The following is an 18,392-nucleotide window of genomic DNA, read 5'->3' as shown; positions in this document are numbered from 1 at the left end:
GTGGACCTCGTTGACCTTGTCGGCGTCGTGGATCGGCACATTGCCGGTCTCGTCCGGGTTGTGGTCGGACGAGCTCTGCGAGTGCGCGGTGTCGCCGATGCTGCCGTCGCTGGCCTTGTCGCGCTTCGGCGCGATCCGGTCGAACTCCGCGAACAAACTTTTCAAGCAGGGGATGAGCACCCAGCTTGCCATCGGGGGACCTCCGGTAGCGGATCAAGGTTAGGCGAGCGGAACTGTACTGCGATGTTCACCCGCCCGCACTCAGCGCAAACGTCACCCCGAAGATCCACAGTGGTGATCCACACCGGCCGTTCGGCCGATCAGCTGGGCAGATGCGGCAAATAGAACGACGTGTGCCAAATATTAAAGATCCCTCCGTTGGGGGCTCCGCATAGCCTGACGAAATGGACCTGTACCTGTTCGCCGGCATCCCGGTCAGCGACTACCAGCGAGCCCTGAGCTGGTACGAGAAGTTTCTCGGCGGGCCGCCCACGATGATCCCGAACGACATCGAGGCGGTGTGGGACCTCGCCGACGGACGGTCGGTCTACATCGTCGTCCAGCCGGAGCACGCCGGCCACGGCCTGGTGACCCTGTTCGTCAGCGAATTCGACGAGTGGTCGGCCACGATCACCGCACGGGGCATCGAACCGGCCCGGACCGAGAAGTACGACAACGGCGTACGCAAGGCGGTCTACCTCGACCCGGACGGCAACGAGTTCGGCGTGGGCGGGTAGTGGCGCAGCTTTCCGCTTCGTTTTCTTGATCGCCATGTCGAGGTTGCTGCCCCGACGTTCCGGTCCAGTCGACTGCCACGAGGAGCCCCGGCGACGGACGCCGGGTGCGTAACCCCGTGGAGGAACTCGTGGCAGACCGACGTCAGGTGCTGCGTATGGGCGCCGTCGCCGCCGCCGCACCCGCACTGGGCACGGCCGTCGCTCCGGCGGTGGCCCAGGCGCATGGACGCGACACCAGGACGACCGAGGTCTTCGGCCACCGCGGCGCGTCCGGCTACCGGCCCGAGCACACGCTCGCGTCGTACGAGCTGGCCGCCCGGCTCGGCGCCGACTACCTGGAGCCCGACCTGGTCGCCACGAAGGACCACGTGCTGGTGTGCCGGCACGAGCCGGAGATCGGCGGCACCACCGACGTGGCGACCCGGCCCGAGTTCGCCGGGCGTAAGAAGACCGTGCTGCTCGACGGGGTCAGCGTGACCGGCTGGTTCACCGAGGACTTCACCCTGGCCGAGCTGAAGACGCTGCGCGCGGTCGAGCGGCTCCCCGCCGTGCGCCAGCACAACACCCTCTACGACGGCCGGTTCGAGGTGCCGACCTTCGCCGAGCTCCTGGCCCTGCGGGCCAAGCTGTCCGAGGAGCTGGACCGCGACCTGGGTGTCATCCCGGAGACCAAGCACCCCACGTACTTCCGGCGGCTCGGTCTCGAGCTGGAGACCCCGCTGCTGCGCTCGCTCGACCGGGCCGGCCTGAACCGCCGCGGCGCGCGGGTGTGGATCCAGTCGTTCGAGGCGGCCAACCTCAAGGCCATCCGGTCCAGGGCGCGGGTCAACCTGGTCTTTCTGACCAGCGCGGCGGGCAGCCCGTTCAACGACCCGAAGACCTACGCGGAGTACCTGACGCCGGCCGGGCTCAAGGAGCTGTCGCAGTACGTCGACGGCATCGGCCCGGACAAGAGCCAGGTCATCCCGCGCAACGCCGACGCGACCCTGGGCACGCCGACCAGCCTGGTCCGGGACGCGCACGCGGCCGGCCTCGAGGTCATCCCGTACACGTTCCGCGCGGAGAACCAGTTCCTGCCGGCCGACTACCGGGTGGGCACCGACCCGAACGCCTACGGCCGGGCCATCGACGAGCAGATCACCTACCTGAAGACCGGCATCGACGGGCTCTTCACCGACCAGCCCGACATCGGCGTGCTGGCCCGCAAGCTGCGCTGAAACGGGCTAGGACGCGAACGAGGCGGACACCGCGGCCCGGATCCGGGACATCAGGATCCCCTCGTTCGCGTCGTACCGGCCGACGTCCAGGTTGAGCTTGCGCACGTTGAAGTTTCCGCTGTGGTGCAGTGCGAACACCTGCCACTCGTCGTCGAAGACCGGGCTGCCCGAGCTGCCGCCCTCGGTGGGGGTGCGGTAGTGGGCCACCCGGTCGTCGTAGTCGAGCAGGCGCGTGTCGTGCAGCGAGAACGCGACGTCCGACCGGCCGCCCGGATAGCCGATCACGAACGCCCGGTCGACCGGCGGATCGGCCAGCCCGGCCGTGCGCACCGGCAGCGGCACGATCGAGTCGTCCGGCGGGACGGGCAGATCCAGCAGGGTGGCGTCCAGCGCGGGGACCGGCGAGGTCCAGAGCACGTTACCGAGCGGGTGGCGGGACGCCGGGTCGTCGACACCGAGGAACGACGCGAAGCACTCCCCCGGGTTCAGCCGGTCCGGTACCACGTGCGCGTTGGTGAGCAGCACCCGCGCCGGCAGCCCGGGTGCCAGATCGCGGCCGTCGAGCAGGAACCCGGTGCCCACCCCGACCCCGGCCGGCGTCTCCACCCGGGCGACCGCGCGGCAGCGGGTCAGTGCCGTCCGCAACCATCTCGTCGTACGGAAATGGTCGTCGTCGAAGTTCTTCTCCAGGACCTCGTCGATGGCTCGCATGCTCTCGCTGCCGACGACGTCGGCGGTCAGGTCGACCCAGCCGCCGCCGGCCGCCAGCAGCCGGGCCCGGAGCGGCGGCAGCATCTGCCGGCCCGGCGGCACGTCCGGCGCCAGCCCGTGCAGCAGCTGGAACTGCCGCAGGGTGGTGTTGACCTCGAACGCGTCCACCCCCGGGTGTGCGAGGTAGCGGTTGAGCCAGTCGAACGGGTCCTGGTCGAGGATGAGGCAGGCCTCCACCGCGCAGGCCAGCTGCCACTGGTCGGCGGACGGGCCGATCCGGGCGAGGATCTCGGCGGCCAGCGACCGCGCCTCCGAATCGGGCCGGGCGAAGCCCTCGACGTGCGTACCGTCGGCGGCGGCGAGCCGCAGCATGGCCGCCGCGTTGATCCCCGGGTAGTGGTTGGCGGGCGGGTCGTCGAGGTAGGTCGAGCGGTACCAGCGGATCGCCTCGCGCAGGTCGACCGGCGATCCACCGGCCAGGTAGCGGGCCTTGTGCACCCGGCCGATCGCGGACCGCACGTCGGCGTCGCCCCGGATGATCTCCGGGGGCATCCGCAGCAGGATCGCCTCGGCCGCCGCGACCCGATCCTGGTCGAGCAGGGCGAGAGCGTACAGATAACGGATCGGTGGCCGGTCGAGGCCGCTGCGCAGCAGCGATTCGGCCAGCGTGAGCAGCATCGGCGCGTAACCCTTGTGCTGCAGGCGGCGCAGCAGCGCGACGGCCGGCTCGAGCCAGGCATCGCCGCCGCCGTGGTCGCCGACCGCCGCGGCGAACTGCGAGGCCGACGCGGCCACCTGCCGCCGATCGAAGTTGCTGAGCGCCTCGTCGAATCGCCGCCGGTCGGTCTCGGTCCACCTCTTCATCGTGGAGTCAGGTTTCCGCCTCCGGCGGCGGGCGGTCAAGGGCGGCCACTGTCGGATCGCCGCATCGATACTGTTGATCAGTGCAGTACGCTGCATGCTTGTGAGCCCGGAGCGTCTGCGGCTGGCCGACGACCACGCGGCCGTCGCTGTGCGCCCGGCCGGTCTGGCCGAGCTCGCGGCCACCATCGAAGCGCTCGGGCTGAGCCGGCCACGGCCGGTGGTGGCGGTGGTCGGCGGCGCCGGCCTGATGGACGACGACGATCTCACCGACCTGTTCGCGCACCTGATTGCCACCGCGATAAGCCGGCTGGGCGCGGTCGCCGTGGACGGCGGCACCGACGCCGGGGTGATGCGCCTGCTCGGCCGATCCCGCGAGAGCGGCGCGTTTCCGCTGGTCGGGGTGGCCGCGCTGGGCACGGTGGTGTTCCCCGGCAACCCGGGCGGCGCGGAGGCGGTGCCGCTCGAACCGCACCACTCGCACTTCGTGCTCGTGCCGGGCGCCGATTTCGGCGACGAGGCGCCCTACCTCGCACGCACCGCGACGCTGCTGGCCGGCGGCGCGCCGTCGGCCACGATCCTGGTCAACGGCGGCGAGATCGCCTTCGAGGACTGCCAGCTCAGCGTGGCCGAACACCGCCCGGTGCTGGTGCTGGGCGGGACCGGCCGAACGGCCGATCGCATCGCGGCCGCCGCGGCCGATCCGGCTGCCTGCCGCGACGAGCGCGCCGTCGAGCTTGCCCTTTCCCCATGGGTACGGGTGACCGACGTCCACAACCGCAGGGACGCCGTAGCCAAGCTACTGGAACTCCTGGAACCGGGTCCCGAGATCTAATTCAGTGCTTCGGCACGATGGTCGGGTAGATGTGCTCGAAGCTCAGAGCCTTGCCGAAGCCGGTGGCCACGATGAACGTGATGCCGAGCAGGACGCCGAGGATCACCACGGCGAACAGCCCGTAGCCGAGGGTGCGCCCGGCCGGCCGGGCCACCCCGCCGGCGTCGGCCCAGGCCAGCGAACGGATGCCGAGGGCGAACAGCACCGGCAGCCCGGCACCGAGCAGCAGTCCGGCGAGCAGCACCCGCCACGCCCCGTCGAGGGCGAAACCGAGGTTGTGCATGGTCAGACCCCTCCGTGGGCGGCGGTGACCGGGACGCGGGCGGGTTCGTCGGCGGGGGCCGCGGGCGGCGCCACCGGCTCCCAGTCGTCGTTGACGTTGTGGCTGCCGATCGGGGTGCGGCGGGAGCGGAACCAGACCGCCAGCGAGGCCGCCACCAGCACGGCGAAGACGACGAGCGCGCCGGCCAGACCGCCGACCAGGTGTCCGACGCCCCACATCGCCGCGCCGACCAGGCCGGCGGCGGGCAGGGTGATCAGCCAGGCGGTGATCATGCGGCCGGCCACCCGCCAGCGCACCTGGGCGCCGGGCCGGCCGAGGCCGGAGCCGAGCACCGAGCCGGTGGCGACGTGCGTGGTGGACAGCGCGAAGCCGAGGTGGCTGGAGGCCAGGATGACGGCGGCCGAGCTGGACTGGGCGGCCATGCCCTGGGCCGGGGCGATGTCGACGAGGCCCTTGCCGAGCGTGCGGATGATCCGCCAGCCGCCCAGGTAGGTGCCGAGCGCGATGGCCAGGGCGCAGGCGACCTTGACCCAGAACGGGATGTTCTTGGTGTCGGTCCAGTCGCCGGAGGCGATCAGCGCGAGGGTGATGACACCCATCGTCTTCTGCGCGTCGTTGGTGCCGTGCGCGAGCGAGACGAGCGAGGCGCTGCCGATCTGGCCCCACTTGAAGCCCTGGTCGGTGTGCCGGGCGGCGAGCCCGGCGGTGATCCGGTGAATGATCCAGGTGCCGACGAGCGCCACCACCCCGGCGATCACCGGGGACAGGACGGCCGGCAGCAGGACCTTGCCGACCACGCCGTCGAGCTTCGAGCCGTCGCCGTTCCAGTTGACCCCGGCCCAGCCGAGCCCGGCGATGGTGGCGCCGATCAGGCCGCCGAACAGCGCGTGCGACGAACTCGACGGCAGTCCGAGCAGCCAGGTGAGCAGGTTCCAGACGATGCCACCGACCAGGCCGGCCAGAATGATCAGTAACAGCGCGCTGCCGCCGTCCGAGACGAGCGACTCCTTCGGCGTACCGTTCGAATTCTGGATCTTGACTACGGCGTTGGTGACGGTGAGCGCCACCTGCACGGACAGGAAGGCCCCGACCAGATTCAGGATGCCGGAGAGCGCGACGGCGGTCTTCGGCTTGAGGGCCTTGGTGGCGATGGTCGTGGCCATCGCGTTCGCGGTGTCGTGGAAACCGTTGGTGAAGTCGAAGGCCAGTGCCGTCACAACCACCAGGGCGAGGACCACCGAAGCTTGTGTCACGCGAGTGATCGTCGCTCGGCATTCTGTGCGGTTTCTAGAGGATGAACGTCACCTTTTCGATGTTCGATCCTCGTTAACCTCGTGTTTCCCAAAGGTGAACGTTAAGTAGTCGACGCGCTACTCAAAGCGAACGGCCGGGTGCTTCGCACCCGGCCGTTCATGTGAGGTTCATCATTCGGTGGGTGGATCGACCAGCGGCCAGCCACCGGCCGCCAGGTGTGCCGACACCCGGGCCACGTCGGCCGGGGTCGCGTTCTGCAGCATCGACTCGCTGATCAGCCCCTCGATGTCCGAGGCGCTGATCGGGTCGTCGGAGACGACCGACTGCTCGGCGAGTTCCTTGGCGACGCCGCGGATCTCGTCCTCGGTCAGCTTGCGGCGCAGCACCCCGAGCAGGGCAACGTAGTCCTGCCGCGGGACACCGGTCGGATAGCCGGCGCGCAGCCACTCCACGCTGCGCGTCAGGAAATTCGAACGATCGCTCAACGCGGTCTCCCTGTCAGTGCTTGTCGACGATCGTCGGGTAGATGTGCTCGAAGCTCAAGGCCTTGCCGAAACCGCTGGCCACGATGAAGGTGATGCCCAGCACGATGCCGAGCAGCACGATCGCGAACAGCACCCAGCCGACGACCGTGCCGATCGGCTGTGACTTCGGGCCGGTGACGCCGCTCTCGTGGACCTCGGCCTCACCGCCCGCACCCCACGCAAGGGAACGGATACCCAGGGCGAACAGTAGTGGCAGTCCGGCACCGAGGACGAGTCCGGCGAACAGCACCTTCCACGCCCCTTCGAGGGCGAAACCCAGGTTGTCGGTCACGATGCACTCCCGGCGCTCGCGGGAACGCGCTCCTGGGCCGGAGCGTCCTCCCACTCGTCGTTGACGTTGTGGTGCCCGACCGGCTCCCGGCGCGAGCGCAGGTACATGTAGACGGCCGCGGCCACCAGCAGCGCGAAGATCACGATGGCGCCGCCGAGGCCGCCGACCAGGTCGCCGATGAACCACATGACCGCGCCGACGATCGCCGCCGCGGGCAGCGTGATCAGCCAGGCCGAGATCATCCGGCCGGCCACCCGCCAGCGCACCTGCGCGCCCGGCTTGCCGACGCCCGAGCCCAGGATCGAGCCGGTGGCGACGTGCGTGGTGGACAACGCGAAGCCGAGGTGACTGGAGGCCAGGATGACCGCGGCCGAGGCCGACTCGGCCGCCATACCCTGCGGCGGGGCGATCTCGACGAGACCCTTGCCGAGCGTACGGATGATCCGCCAGCCGCCCAGGTAGGTGCCGAGCGCGATGGCCAGGGCGCAGGAGACCTTGACCCAGAACGGGATGTTCTTGGTGTCGGTCCAGTCCCCCGTCGCGATCAGCGCCAGGGTGATGACACCCATCGTCTTCTGCGCGTCGTTGGTGCCGTGCGCCAGCGAGACCAGCGAGGCGCTGCCGATCTGGCCCCAGCGGAAGCCGTTGTCGGTGAACCGCTGCGCCACCCCGGTGACCACCTTGTAGATCAGCCAGGTGCCGACCGCGGCGATCACACCCGCGATGACCGGCGACATGATGGCCGGCAGGATCACCTTCCCGACGACGCCGTCGAGCTTGGACCCGTTGCCGTTCCAGTTGACGCCGGCCCAGCCGAGCCCGGCGATGCTCGCGCCGATCAGGCCGCCGAACAGCGCGTGCGACGAGCTGGACGGCAGGCCCAGCAGCCAGGTGAGCAGGTTCCAGATGATGCCGCCGACCAGGCCGGCCAGCACGATGATCAGGAGCGCCTCGCCGCCGTGCGCGGTGAGCGACTCCTTCGGCGTACCGTCCGAATTCTGGATCTTCACGACGGCGTTGGTGACGGTCAGCGCGACCTCGACCGAGAGGAACGCACCGACGAGGTTGAGCAGACCGGAGAGGGCGACGGCCACCTTCGGCCGCAGCGCGTTCGTGGCGATGGACGTGGCCATCGCGTTCGCGGTGTCGTGGAAGCCGTTGGTGAAGTCAAAACCGAGAGCGGTGATGACCACCAGGGCCAGAATGACCGTTGACTCTGTCACGAGGTCAGACTGTCCCCGCAAAGGTCAGACCGGAAAGCCCTCTGAGCAGGGCAGATTAGAGTTCGTCCGGGGTTGGGGCGTTGTTTACCGCCGGGAACAGCCGCTGCACCGCGGCGACGATGGCGGCCCGGCGCGCCGCGAGGAACGTGGCGCGGTCCTCGGTGGCGTCCACGCCGACGTGCGGCTGGGCCGCCCAGGACATCGCGATCTGGTTGACGAAGACCAGGATGTCGATCGGATCCCAGGCCGGGTCCAGGTGGCCGGCCTGCTGCGCGGCCCGCAGCTGATCGATCTTGCGGCGGACCGACTGCCGGAACGGGTCGTCGGGCTGCGGCGCGTCCGAGGTGACCTCCAACTGCCCCCAGCTCATCAGGCGTAGCCGCTCGGGGTGCTGGACGAAGTAGTCGTGGATGCGGCCGGCGTAGCCCGGCAGATCGGTGGGATCGAGCCGGGTGGCCTCGGCGATCGCCGCCAGCTCGCGCGCGGCCACGAACCGGTAGAGGGCGTCCTTGCTGCGGTAATAGGCGTAGACCCGCTCCTTGCTGGTGCGGGCGGCCCGGGCGATGCGTTCGATCCGCGCCCCGGCGATCCCGTGCTGGGAGAACTCGGTGGTGGCGGCCGCGACGATCCGGTCGCCGGTCGAGTCGGTCATGGTGACCATGGTAACCAACCGAACCGTTTGGTTTGGCGGCGGTGGGTTTCCGAGGTAGCTTCAGACCGAACCGTTTGGTTTGACTCGGAGGAGCATCTCATGCAGCAGCGCACTCTCGGCCGGCAAGGCCTGACCGTCTCCGCCCTCGGCTACGGGGCGATGGGCCTGCACCTCGCCTACGGCCCCGGCGACGAGCGGGAGGGCATCGCCACCATCCGGCGGGCCTACGAGCTCGGTGTCACCTTCTTCGACACCGCCGAGCTCTACGGCTGGGGCGAGAACGAGAAGGCCGTCGGGCGGGCCGTCAAGGACTTCCGCGACGACGTCGTGATCGCCACCAAGTTCGGCTTCACCCACAGCTACGGCTTCGACAGCCGGCCCGAGCACATCCGCGAGGTCGTCGAGAACAGCCTGCGGTACCTCGGGGTCGACACCATCGACGTGCTCTACCAGCACCGCGTCGACCCGACCGTGCCGATCGAGGACGTCGCCGGCACCGTCAAGGAGTTCATCGACGCCGGCCAGGTCAAGTACTTCGGGCTCAGTGAGGCCGGTCCGGAGACCATCCGCAAGGCGCACGCCGTACAGCCGGTCTCCGTCCTGCAGACCGAGTACTCGCTGTTCGAGCGGGAGGTGGAGAGCCTCTTCCCGACCCTGACCGAGCTCGGCATCGGTTTCGTGCCGTACTCGCCGCTGGGCCGCGGCTTCATCACCGGCGCCGCCAAACCGGCCGGCGAGTACGACGAGACCGACATGCGCCGCAACGACCCGCGCTGGCAGCCCGGCAACTACGAGAAGAACCTCGACGCCGTACGCAAGCTCGGCGACCTGGCCGCCGCCAAGGGTGCGACGGTCTCCCAGCTCGCGCTCGCCTGGCTGCTCGCCCAGGGCGAGCACATCGTGCCGATCCCCGGCACCCGCAGCATCCGGCGGGTCGAGGAGAACATCGGCGCCGCCGACCTGAAGCTCACCGACGCCGACCTCGCCGCCGTCAACGAGATCCTGCCCACCGGCGGGTTCGGCGCCCGGTACGCCGGGGGCAGCATGCCCACCTGGGTCTGACCTCTCATATCGGGGGGCTCACCGCCGAAGAGGTCGGCGATGAGCCCCGCCGACCTGTCCCTGCTCCGCCATCGCCGCGCCGTCGAGGCGGGGCAGTTGGCGGCCCGCGGCTTCGGCATCCTGTCCACCGTGCTGCTGGTGGCCGGCGCCTTCCGCATCTTCCCCGTCGGGACGCCCGGCGCTCTGACCGTCGCGTGCCTCGCCATGATCGCGGTGATGACGGCGGCCGAGGTCGTGGGCGTGGTGAACTTCCGCCGCCCCGGCGGGCGGCAGTACGCCTGGTGCAGCGCCGTCCAGGTGGCCGCCGACCTCGCGGTGATGTGCACGTTCGTGGCGGCGCTCCGGGTCTACGTCGACATCACCACGTGGACCGGGCTGATCGTGCCGATCGTCGCCGGGGCGCTGCGCTTCCGACTGCGTGGCGCCCTCGCCACGTGGGCGGTCACCTCAGCTTTCCTGCCGTTCGCGCTGCACCTCGGCGGCCACACCGTGGTCCCCGGCGACCTGGCCTTCGCGATCCTGATCAACCTGATCATCGCGTTCATCAGCGGCACCCAGTCCGGCGCGTTCGCGCGGCAGATCGGCGAGTTGGACGAGGCCCGCCGAGCGCTGGAACACCAGGCCGGCCACGACCCGCTGACCGGCCTGCCGAACCGCACCCGGCTGGCCCGGTTCGCCGACGGCGAGCACGGCCGCGAGCTCACCGTGCTGCTGCTCGACCTCGACGGCTTCAAACAGGTCAACGACGAGCTGGGGCACGCGGCCGGCGACGAGTTGCTGCGCGAGACCGGGCACCGGATCCACGCCGCGCTGCGGTCCGGCGATCTGGCCGGCCGGGTGGGCGGCGACGAGTTCCAGGTGCTGCTCCCGCAGACCGGCCCGGAACAGGCCGCCGACGTGATCGCCCGGCTCCGGGCCGAGATCACCCGGCCGGCGGCACTAAGCGGCGGCCACGCGACCGTCGGGGTCAGCATCGGCGCCGCCCACCGCCAGGCGGGTCAGGACCTCTCCCTCGATGCCCTGGCCGCGCAGGCCGACCAGGCGATGTACCGGCAGAAGTCGGCGGTCAGGCGCGCAGGAACGTCAGAACGGCCAGCACCCGGCGATGCTCGCGCTCATGCTGGACCAGCCCGAGCTTCGTGAAGATCGACGTGACGTGCGCCTCGACCGTCTTGATCGCCAGGTGCAGGTCGGCGGCGACAGCGGCGTTGGACAGGCCCTGGGCCATCAGCGCGAGCACGGCCCGCTCCCGGTCGGTGAGCGCGTCCAGCGGGTCCTTCTCGCGCCGCCGGGCCACCAGCCGGGCCACCAGCTCCGGATCGAGGACGGTGTCCCCGCGGGCCACTCTCCGCACGTCGGTGCCGAACGCCGCCAGGTCGGACACCCGGTCCTTGAGCAGGTAGCCGACGCCGCCGTCGAACTCGGTCATCAGCCGCAGCGCGTGGTGCACCTCGACGTACTGGGACAGCAGCATCAGGCCGACGCCCGGTGCGGACGCCCGGATCGCGGCCGCGGTCCCGATGCCCTCGGCCGCGAACCCCGGCGGCATCCGCAGGTCGAGCACGGCGACGTCGGGTGGATCGGCGCGTACGAGGCGAAGCAGCGCGGCGCCGTCGCCGGCCCGCCCGGTCACGGTGAACCCGGCCTCGGTCAGGATGCGGGCCATCCCTTCGCGGAACAGCACCGCGTCGTCGGCGAGCATCACCCGCACGGGATCACCGTCCGCAACCGGGTGCCGTCCGGGCCGCTCTCCACCGTCAGCCGCGCGTCCAGCGTCGCCAGCCGGTCGGCGAGGCCCTCGAGGCCGCTGCCCGCCCGCACCGCGGCCCCACCGCCGCCGTCGTCGGACACCTCGACGACCAGGCCGGCCCCGGTGTCCTCGACCTGAACCGTCACCGCCGCGGCGCCGGAGTGCTTGGCCGCGTTCGTCAGGCCCTCGCTGACCACGAAGTACGCCGTGGCCTCGACCTCGGCCGGCAGCCGCCGCGGCACCGACATGGTCAGCCGCACCGGCAGGGCGGACCGGTCGACGAGGAACTCGATCGCGGCTCGGAGGCCGTCCTGGGTCAGCACGGCCGGGTGCAGCCCGCGCGCCATCTCGCGCAGCTCGGCGGTGGCCTCCAGCAGCCGGCGACGGACGTCCTCGGCCCGGGCCGCGACCTCGGTGTCCCCGGCCAGCCGCACCACCGCGCCGAGCTCCATCGCGACGGTTACCAGCCGCTGCTGCGCGCCGTCGTGCAGGTCCCGCTCCAGCCGGCGGCGGGCCGCGTCGCCCGCCGCGACCAGGCGCTGGGCGGTGGCCCGCAGCTCCAGCACCAGCCCGGCCTGAGCGGCCAGGTCACCGACCAGCCGCAGCTCCGAGCCGGTGAAGGGCTCCCCCGGCGCCTTCGTCACCGTGATCGCGCCGCGGAACCGGCTGTCGTGCCGCACCGGCGTCACCGTGACCACGGCGCGTGACCGACCATTGCGCCGAACCGCCACGGTCGGCGGTTCAGCCGAAGCAGCGCGACCGGGCGCCGCAGGCAGGTCCGCCGCGGGCAGATCCGCCGCATCCTGCCGGTCCGCCGCGGCGGAGAGATTCGCCAGGGTGCTTGGGCCGGGCGGCAGCGGCGTGCCCGGTGGCCAGGCCGACGCCGCCCGCAGGTCGTCGGCCGGGCCGGTCCACAGTGTCACCTCCCGCGCGCCGACCGCGTCGGCGACGGTGCCGCAGATGCCGTCGAGCAAACCCCCGGCGGGCGCGGTGAAGTGCGCCGACAACCGGGACAGCGCTTCGTACGGGGTGGCCCGGCGACCGTAGACGACCCGGTCGGCCAGTCGCTGGACGCGCCGGCGCAGCGGTTCGAAGGCGACCGCCACCCCGCCGGTGGCGAGCAGCGACAGCACGGTGCCGTACCCGTCGACCAGGCGGCCGGCGCCGGTCACGACGATCGCGTAGGTAGCCGTCACGAGCACCGCCATCGCGCCGAAGACCAGCGACTTGTTGATCACCGGGTCGATGTCGTAGAGGCGGTAGCGGAGGATCGCGGCGCCGGCCGCCGCGGCGAGCAGCGGCGCCGTCAGCGTGCCGGGCACCGGCGAGCCCCACACCGCGAGGCCGACCACCATCACCGCGGCCGACACCGCCGCCGCGTAGAGGAACCAGCGCAGCTGACGGGCCTCGTCGCCGCGGGCCTGCCGCACCCGGACGACCACGCAGACCAGCCAGGTCAGCTGGAACAGCAGATAGCCCACCGGGCGCGCGACGCGGTAGAAGGCGTCCGCGGCCGCCCGCCCGCCGAGGTCGAACGGGTGGTCGGCCACCATTCCGGTGCGGGGCCACTCCACCGGCCACAGCGCCGAGACGATGGACAGGGCGAGCCCCACCGCGGCGAGGGCGCCGACGACCGGCACCCAGCGGCGGGACGGCAGACGGCCGGTCGGGAAACACATCACCGCCAGGCCGACCAGCACCAGCACGAGCGGCAGCGGCCAGACCCCGAGCCAGCCGAGCCAGGAGGCGCCGGGCAGCGGGCCGGCGTGCAGGCCGTACTGACGGCCCGCGAACATCACTGAGTGCGCGGCGCCGACCGCGACGAACAGCCGGCCCTCCCGGTGGCCCGGGCGAAGGCGCAGCACGTAGAGCCCGACCGCGGTGAACGAGACGGCGATCAGCCCGTTGTGCAGGTTGCCGAGATGGAAACCGAGCGCGGAGCCACCGGCGACCAGCAGCGCGGTCGCCGCACCCACCACCCAGCGCAGCACGTCTGTATGGTGCCAGCGCGCGGCCCCGATGTGATCAGGGTTAACCCGGCAGTTGTCGAGGGCCGGCCCCGATGCCGGCCCGCCCCGGCGCGACAACGGTGGGAGTCATGACTTCCACGCCCCTGGACCGCCTGCTCACCGGGTCGCTTCTCGTCGCGCCCGCCGTCTATCTGATCGCCGACCTGCTGTACGCGACCCGCGGCTGGGACGATCCGGCGGCCGCCGTGGTCCACGTGCTCGGTGCCGTCGGCTACACGATCGTCCTGGTCCGCCTGGTTACGCTGGGCGACGGCGCCCTGGCCGCCGTCCTGCTGGTGATCGGCGCGCTCGGCGCGGCCGGCAACGTTGCCTACGGCTTCAACACCATCCACGTCTCGCTCGGCGACACCGACCTGGTCGACGCCACCGGGGCCGCCGTACTGATCAAGCCGCTCGGCCTGTGCTTCCCGCTGACGCTGCTGCTCGGCGCGGCCGTCCTGCGAAGGACGGCGCCGACGTGGGCGGTCGCGCTGCTGGCGGTGAGCGCGCTGGCGTGGCCGGTGGCGCACATCGCCAACATCGGCTGGCTCGCCGTAGCCGTCAACGCCGCCCTGGTCGCCGTGTTCGGCACGGTCGCACTCGCCCTGTCCCGCACCTCCGATCCGGTTCCCGTGCCGGTCCGGTGAAGGCCTTCACCGGCCGGGCCGAACGGCCCGGCCGGTGAGGTTCTCAGGGCGCCGGGGTGAGGACCACCTCGTCGGTGCCGGTCTGGGGCGGGGTTCCGGTGTCGGTGTAGGACGCCACGAACACCGCCGTGAGGTTGTCGGAGCCGGCGTGGCCGGGGTCGAGGAACGTGGTGATCGAGCCGGTGCAGCCGGATGAGGTGGACAGTGGGTGGCCGTGCTCGTCGTGGCCGAGGATGTAGGTCACGGTGACCCGGGCGCAGTCGACCGGGGCGTCGTCGGTGACCGCCACCTGGTAGGTGACCGTGTCGCCGAAGTGGAACGGCTGGTCCTCGGTCGGGGTCACGAACGTGACCACCGGCGCGGCGGTGCCGACCGGCAGGATCACCTCGGCACTGGCCGAGCGGCCGGTGCTGTCGGTGACCTTGAGGACCGGGCGGTAGTTGCCGTTGGCGGTGAACGTGTAGGTGGCGTTGGGCTGCCGCGAATCGACCCGGCCGTCGGCGTTGAAGTCCCAGGCGTACGCCAGGGGGTCGCCGTCGGGATCGACGGTGCCGGCGCTGGAGAACGAAACCGTGAGTGGCGCCTGGCCGCCGGTCGGCGTGGCCGACGCCTTCGGAACGGGGGTGCGGTTGCCGCGGACGTAGTCGATCCGCGCCAGCTGGGCGTCGGGGTTCTCGTTGAAGTAGCCGTCGCCGTACTCGAGGACGTAGAGCGCGCCGTCCGGGCCGAACTCCAGGTCCATCGGGTTGTCGAAGACGATCTCCGGGAGGACCGGGTCGATCTGGGTCACCTGGTTGCGACGGTCGAGGTGGAACGCCTTGACGTAGTCGCGGGTCCACTCGGCGAACAGCGGCAGGCCGTCGAACGACTCCGGCCACTTCACCCGCGAGCGCAGGTGCCGGGAGAAGTTGTAGGCCGGGCCGCCCATCGGTCCGATGCCGCCGGTGCCCAGTTCCGGCCAGGCCGCGGTCACCCCGTACGAATAGATGACCTCGGCCTTCTCCACCGGTGGCAGGTTGCGCAGGCCGGTGTTGTGCGGTGATTCGTTGACCGGGTGCGCGCAGTTGAACGGGGCGCCGGAGACGCCGGTGGCGAAGTCGTAGTCGACGTACGGCTGGTCGGGGGCGACGCAGTACGGCCAGCCGTAGTTGGCGGGTTTGTCGACGGCCATCCAGCGGCCCTGCCCGGCCGGCCCGCGCGCCGGGTTGGCGACCTGCGCGTCGGGCGAGTAGTCGGCGAGGTAGACGACGTCGGTGACCGGGTCGACGGTGAACCGGAACGGGTTGCGCAGGCCCATCGCGTAGATCTCGGCCCGGGTCTTCGGGGTGCCCGGCTTGAACAGGTTGCCGCGCGGGATGGTGTAACGGCCGTCGCGGCCGACCTTGATGCGCAGCAGCTTGCCGCGCAGGTCGTTGGTGTTGCCGGCGGAGCGCTGGGCGTCGAAGACCGGGTTGCGGTCGGCACGCTCGTCGATCGGGGCGTACCCGTCGGAGAAGAACGGGTTGCTGTCGTCCCCGGTGGACAGGAACAGGTTGCCCTCGCTGTCGAAGTCGATCTTCCCGCCGACGTGGCAGCACATGCCCCGGTCGGTCCCGACCTGGAGGATCTTCTGTTCGGAGCCCAGCACCAGGGTGTTGCCGACGAGCTTGAACCGGGACAGCTGCAGATAGCCCTTGAATCGGGCGAAGTCGGCGGCGGTGCCGTTCGACGGCGCGTCGCCCTCGTTGACGGTCGGCGTGGTCGGATCGTCGGCCGGGGTGTTCAGCGGCGGCGAGTAGTAGATGTAGACCCACTTGTTCCGCGCGAAGTCGGGGTCGATGGCGACGCCCTGGACGCCCTCCTCGTCGTGCAGATAGACGGGGATGGTGGCGGCCAGGACGTTACGGCCGGTCGACGGCTCGTGGATGCGGACCGCCCCGTTGCGCGCGGTGTGCAGCACCCGCTTGTCGGGCAGGACGGCGAGCGCGATCGGCTCACCGGGGAAGTCGTCGAGGGTGACCTTCTGGAAGTCGGAAGCGGGCGGCAGCTCATGACCCGGATGGGCCAGACCCGCGGTCGGCACGGCCAGGACGGCCGCGGCGACAGCACCGATCAGAGCGGTACGGCGGACCATCAGAACCGCAGCCCGGCCAGGTAGTTGTAACCGACCCGGGCGGTGTCCAGCGCCTGGGCCGGAGTGCGCGGCGCCGACCCGGCGTCGTCCCGCTCGACGATGTACTCGATCAGGCCGGCCTCCCTCGAGCGCGCGAAGATCCGCCCGAAGTCGATGAGCCCGTCACCGGGGTCGGCGAAGCTCGCGTTGATGTCCAGATCCTTGACGTGGACCTGCTTGATCCGGCCGCGGTGTTCGGAGATCAGGTCGACCGGGTCGTGCGCGCCCCGGAAGGCCCAGAACAGGTCGACCTCGAGGTGCACGTTCCGCGGATCGGTCTCGCCGGTGAGGATGTCGAAGCCGGTCAGGTTCGTCCCGGTCTGGCGGAAGAACTCGGCGTGGTGGTTGTGGTAGCCGAAGCTGAGGCCGGCTCGGCGGGCGAGCGCGCCCGCGCGGTTGAGGTCGGCGGCGAACGCGCGGTAGACGGCGGCGTCCCGGATCGGGCCGGTCGCTCCCTGCCCGAAGAACGGGTGGACGATGAACTTGTTGCCGACGATCGCGGCGTCCTCGAGCGACCGCTGCCACGCGGCCGCGTCGAACGGCTGCGGGATGGCGACGTGGCCGGACGTGGCCCGGATGCCGGCGTTGTCGAGCGCGGCCCGGAACTGGGCGGCGGTGCGGCCGACGAAGCCGGCGTGCTCGACCCGGGTGTAGCCGATCTCGGCGAGCTCGGCGAGGCTGGCCTCCAGGTTGATCTGGAGCTGATTGCGCAGCGTGTAGAGCTGAACGCTGATCTGGTCGCGCGGCACTCGATGGATCGATCCGTGCCCGCCCGCCGAGGCGGCGGACGGAACGCTGAGCGTGGTCGCGGCACCGGCGGCTGCGGCGGCACCGAGGAGTTGGCGGCGATTCATTGACGCTCTCCTTTGAATGGCTATCCGGGCACATTACCGAGATGTTTCGTCCACAGTGAACCCAAGTTTCTTCAGATCAAGCAAAAGTTCCCGAAGTCCGAGCAAAACTTGACCATCACTCTGCGTAGCCAGAAGCGTCGATTTCCGATGAACTTTCGAAAAAATGCAACGCATTCACGGCCGCGCCGCGTCTTTTAACGTGAAGCACCGGAGCCCCCGGGGGACAAGTGAACAACGAATGCTTGAGGGGACCGGAAATGAGCCTTACCGGATTTGAGGCGATCACGCCGGAGCAGCGCGACGAATTCCAGCAGGAGGGGATCCTGCTGATCCGTAACGCGCTGACCGAGGAGCACCGGGCCCGCCTCGAGGCGGCGGTCGACCGGGTCTACGCCGACGAGCGGAAGGCCGGCCGGCTCAAGTCCGACGGCACCCTGCACCTGCTCGGCTTCCTCGACCGGGACGAGGAGTTCGGCGAGCTGCTGACCCAGCCCAGCACGTTCCCGTACATCTGGGGGCTGGCCGGCTGGAACATCTACTCGCACCACAACCATCTCGACGTGACACCGCCGTCACCGTTCGAGGAGCCGCCGGCGTGGGGCTGGCACCAGGACGGATACCGGCAGAATTCGGACCCGGAATCCCTGGCCGGAGACCCGCGCCCGATGCTCTCGCTCAAGGTCGCCTACGTGCTGTCCGATCTGTCGCGGACCGGCCGCGGCGCCACCAAGGTCGTCCCGGGCAGCCACCTGCGCAACACCCTGGAGCGCACCGACGGTGACCCGCGCGGCACCGTCGAGATCACCGCGAACCCGGGCGACGCCTTCGTCTTCGACCGCCGGCTGTGGCACTCGCGCTCGGTCAACCGCAGCACGGTGACCCGCAAGATGCTGTTTGTCGGCTACACCTACCGGTGGATCCGGCCGCTCGACGACATGCCGGTCGACAAGGACGGCCAGTGGTGGGCGAACCGCACGCCGGTGCAGAAACAATTGCTCGGCGAAGCAACTCACACCGCCAATCACTGGGGTGTCAATTGGGACGGGTACATCGACGAGAAAATCCCGCTGCGGCACGAATTGCAAACGCGCGGCCTGCTCGATCGATCAATTCCATGGCTCCGGTAACCCATCACGGAGCGTAATCTCGACGGCCCACCCGGGCCAAGAGTAGGGCCGGCGAGCAAGCCTCCCATCCCGTCGGCCAGCCCCCTGGCCGTGGAGGTGGGGAGGCCAGGCCGGGCCGGCGGGGTGAGCACCCCGCCGGCCCGGCGACCAACGGTCAGGCGATGCGCGCCGCGATCGCCCCGTTGATGGGGAGGCAGCCGTT

The 18,392-nt window shown here is 70.8% G+C and carries 18 protein-coding genes and 1 pseudogene; 7 read left to right on the top strand and 12 right to left on the bottom strand.

Features of this window, described 5'->3' with window-relative positions; translation table 11 throughout:
• Positions 1–192: pseudogene (locus Ato02nite_RS49770) on the bottom strand (peptidoglycan-binding protein); the annotation flags it as partial.
• A 212-nt stretch (positions 193–404) separates the two neighbouring features.
• Between Ato02nite_RS49770 and Ato02nite_RS49765 the strand changes: the two are divergent.
• The gene (locus Ato02nite_RS49765) at positions 405–737 is read left to right on the top strand and encodes a VOC family protein (protein WP_213013759.1); all 333 of its coding nucleotides are present in this window, start codon (positions 405–407) and stop codon (positions 735–737) included.
• Positions 738–865: 128 nt separating this feature from the next.
• Positions 866–1,954 (top strand): glycerophosphodiester phosphodiesterase, encoded by a 1,089-nt coding sequence (locus Ato02nite_RS49760; RefSeq protein WP_213013758.1) that lies wholly within the window; start codon positions 866–868, stop codon positions 1,952–1,954.
• Positions 1,955–1,960: 6 nt separating this feature from the next.
• Here Ato02nite_RS49760 and Ato02nite_RS49755 read toward each other — a convergent pair whose 3' ends face one another.
• Positions 1,961–3,529, bottom strand: a complete 1,569-nt coding sequence (locus tag Ato02nite_RS49755; protein ID WP_213013757.1) for a serine protease — start codon at positions 3,527–3,529, stop codon at positions 1,961–1,963.
• A gap of 100 nt (positions 3,530–3,629) precedes the next feature.
• Here Ato02nite_RS49755 and Ato02nite_RS49750 point away from each other — a divergent pair, with 100 nt between their 5' ends.
• On the top strand, positions 3,630–4,361 hold the full coding sequence (locus Ato02nite_RS49750; RefSeq protein ID WP_213013756.1) for a hypothetical protein: 732 nt from the start codon (positions 3,630–3,632) through the stop codon (positions 4,359–4,361).
• 1 nt (position 4,362) lies between these two features.
• Here Ato02nite_RS49750 and Ato02nite_RS49745 read toward each other — a convergent pair whose 3' ends face one another.
• The 6 genes from Ato02nite_RS49745 to Ato02nite_RS49720 all read right to left on the bottom strand — a co-directional run bounded on the left by Ato02nite_RS49745 (position 4,363) and on the right by Ato02nite_RS49720 (position 8,589).
• Positions 4,363–4,644, bottom strand: a complete 282-nt coding sequence (locus tag Ato02nite_RS49745; protein WP_213013755.1) for a hypothetical protein — start codon at positions 4,642–4,644, stop codon at positions 4,363–4,365.
• A gap of 2 nt (positions 4,645–4,646) precedes the next feature.
• Positions 4,647–5,897, bottom strand: a complete 1,251-nt coding sequence (locus Ato02nite_RS49740; protein WP_213013754.1) for an inorganic phosphate transporter — start codon at positions 5,895–5,897, stop codon at positions 4,647–4,649.
• A gap of 171 nt (positions 5,898–6,068) precedes the next feature.
• Positions 6,069–6,383, bottom strand: a complete 315-nt coding sequence (locus tag Ato02nite_RS49735; protein WP_213013753.1) for a DUF3349 domain-containing protein — start codon at positions 6,381–6,383, stop codon at positions 6,069–6,071.
• Positions 6,384–6,396: 13 nt separating this feature from the next.
• Positions 6,397–6,714, bottom strand: coding sequence for a hypothetical protein (locus tag Ato02nite_RS49730; RefSeq protein WP_213013752.1), 318 nt, complete (start codon positions 6,712–6,714; stop codon positions 6,397–6,399).
• The gene (locus Ato02nite_RS49725; RefSeq protein WP_213013751.1) at positions 6,711–7,937 is read right to left on the bottom strand and encodes an inorganic phosphate transporter; all 1,227 of its coding nucleotides are present in this window, start codon (positions 7,935–7,937) and stop codon (positions 6,711–6,713) included. The genes Ato02nite_RS49730 and Ato02nite_RS49725 overlap by 4 nt, the downstream gene beginning before the upstream one ends.
• 55 nt (positions 7,938–7,992) lie before the next feature.
• Positions 7,993–8,589 carry a TetR family transcriptional regulator gene (locus Ato02nite_RS49720; protein WP_213013750.1) on the bottom strand — a complete coding sequence of 199 codons (597 nt, stop codon included), beginning with the start codon at positions 8,587–8,589 and terminating at the stop codon, positions 7,993–7,995.
• Positions 8,590–8,688: 99 nt separating this feature from the next.
• Between Ato02nite_RS49720 and Ato02nite_RS49715 the strand changes: the two genes are divergently transcribed.
• Together Ato02nite_RS49715 and Ato02nite_RS49710 are read left to right on the top strand one after the other, a co-directional pair.
• Positions 8,689–9,651: an aldo/keto reductase gene (locus tag Ato02nite_RS49715; protein ID WP_213013749.1), complete on the top strand. Its 963-nt coding sequence runs from the start codon at positions 8,689–8,691 to the stop codon at positions 9,649–9,651.
• A 39-nt stretch (positions 9,652–9,690) separates the two neighbouring features.
• Complete coding sequence (locus Ato02nite_RS49710) at positions 9,691–10,794, top strand: GGDEF domain-containing protein (RefSeq protein WP_213013748.1); 1,104 nt, start codon at positions 9,691–9,693, stop codon at positions 10,792–10,794.
• Here the strand turns inward: Ato02nite_RS49710 and Ato02nite_RS49705 are convergent.
• Both Ato02nite_RS49705 and Ato02nite_RS49700 read right to left on the bottom strand, forming a co-directional pair.
• The gene (locus Ato02nite_RS49705) at positions 10,718–11,362 is read right to left on the bottom strand and encodes a response regulator transcription factor (RefSeq protein WP_213013747.1); all 645 of its coding nucleotides are present in this window, start codon (positions 11,360–11,362) and stop codon (positions 10,718–10,720) included. The genes Ato02nite_RS49710 and Ato02nite_RS49705 overlap by 77 nt on opposite strands.
• Positions 11,353–13,392, bottom strand: a complete 2,040-nt coding sequence (locus tag Ato02nite_RS49700) for a sensor histidine kinase (protein WP_213013746.1) — start codon at positions 13,390–13,392, stop codon at positions 11,353–11,355. Before Ato02nite_RS49700 ends, Ato02nite_RS49705 begins: the two co-directional genes overlap by 10 nt.
• Positions 13,393–13,499: 107 nt before the next feature.
• Here Ato02nite_RS49700 and Ato02nite_RS49695 point away from each other — a divergent pair, with 107 nt between their 5' ends.
• Positions 13,500–14,057: a hypothetical protein gene (locus tag Ato02nite_RS49695; RefSeq protein ID WP_213013745.1), complete on the top strand. Its 558-nt coding sequence runs from the start codon at positions 13,500–13,502 to the stop codon at positions 14,055–14,057.
• A gap of 43 nt (positions 14,058–14,100) precedes the next feature.
• Here the strand turns inward: Ato02nite_RS49695 and Ato02nite_RS49690 are convergent, their stop codons facing one another.
• Positions 14,101–16,170 (bottom strand): PQQ-dependent sugar dehydrogenase, encoded by a 2,070-nt coding sequence (locus tag Ato02nite_RS49690; RefSeq protein WP_213013744.1) that lies wholly within the window; start codon positions 16,168–16,170, stop codon positions 14,101–14,103.
• Complete coding sequence (locus Ato02nite_RS49685) at positions 16,170–17,063, bottom strand: sugar phosphate isomerase/epimerase family protein (protein ID WP_213013743.1); 894 nt, start codon at positions 17,061–17,063, stop codon at positions 16,170–16,172. The genes Ato02nite_RS49690 and Ato02nite_RS49685 overlap by 1 nt, the downstream gene beginning before the upstream one ends.
• A gap of 257 nt (positions 17,064–17,320) precedes the next feature.
• Here Ato02nite_RS49685 and Ato02nite_RS49680 point away from each other — a divergent pair, with 257 nt between their 5' ends.
• Complete coding sequence (locus tag Ato02nite_RS49680) at positions 17,321–18,190, top strand: phytanoyl-CoA dioxygenase family protein (RefSeq protein ID WP_213013742.1); 870 nt, start codon at positions 17,321–17,323, stop codon at positions 18,188–18,190.
• Positions 18,191–18,392: the final 202 nt, after the last annotated feature.

The organism is Paractinoplanes toevensis (genome assembly GCF_018332695.1).
Taxonomy (GTDB): Bacteria; Actinomycetota; Actinomycetes; order Mycobacteriales; family Micromonosporaceae; genus Actinoplanes; species Actinoplanes toevensis.
The sequence above is the reverse complement of the archived record's forward strand: the minus strand, read 5'-3'. Positions and strand labels throughout refer to the sequence as shown.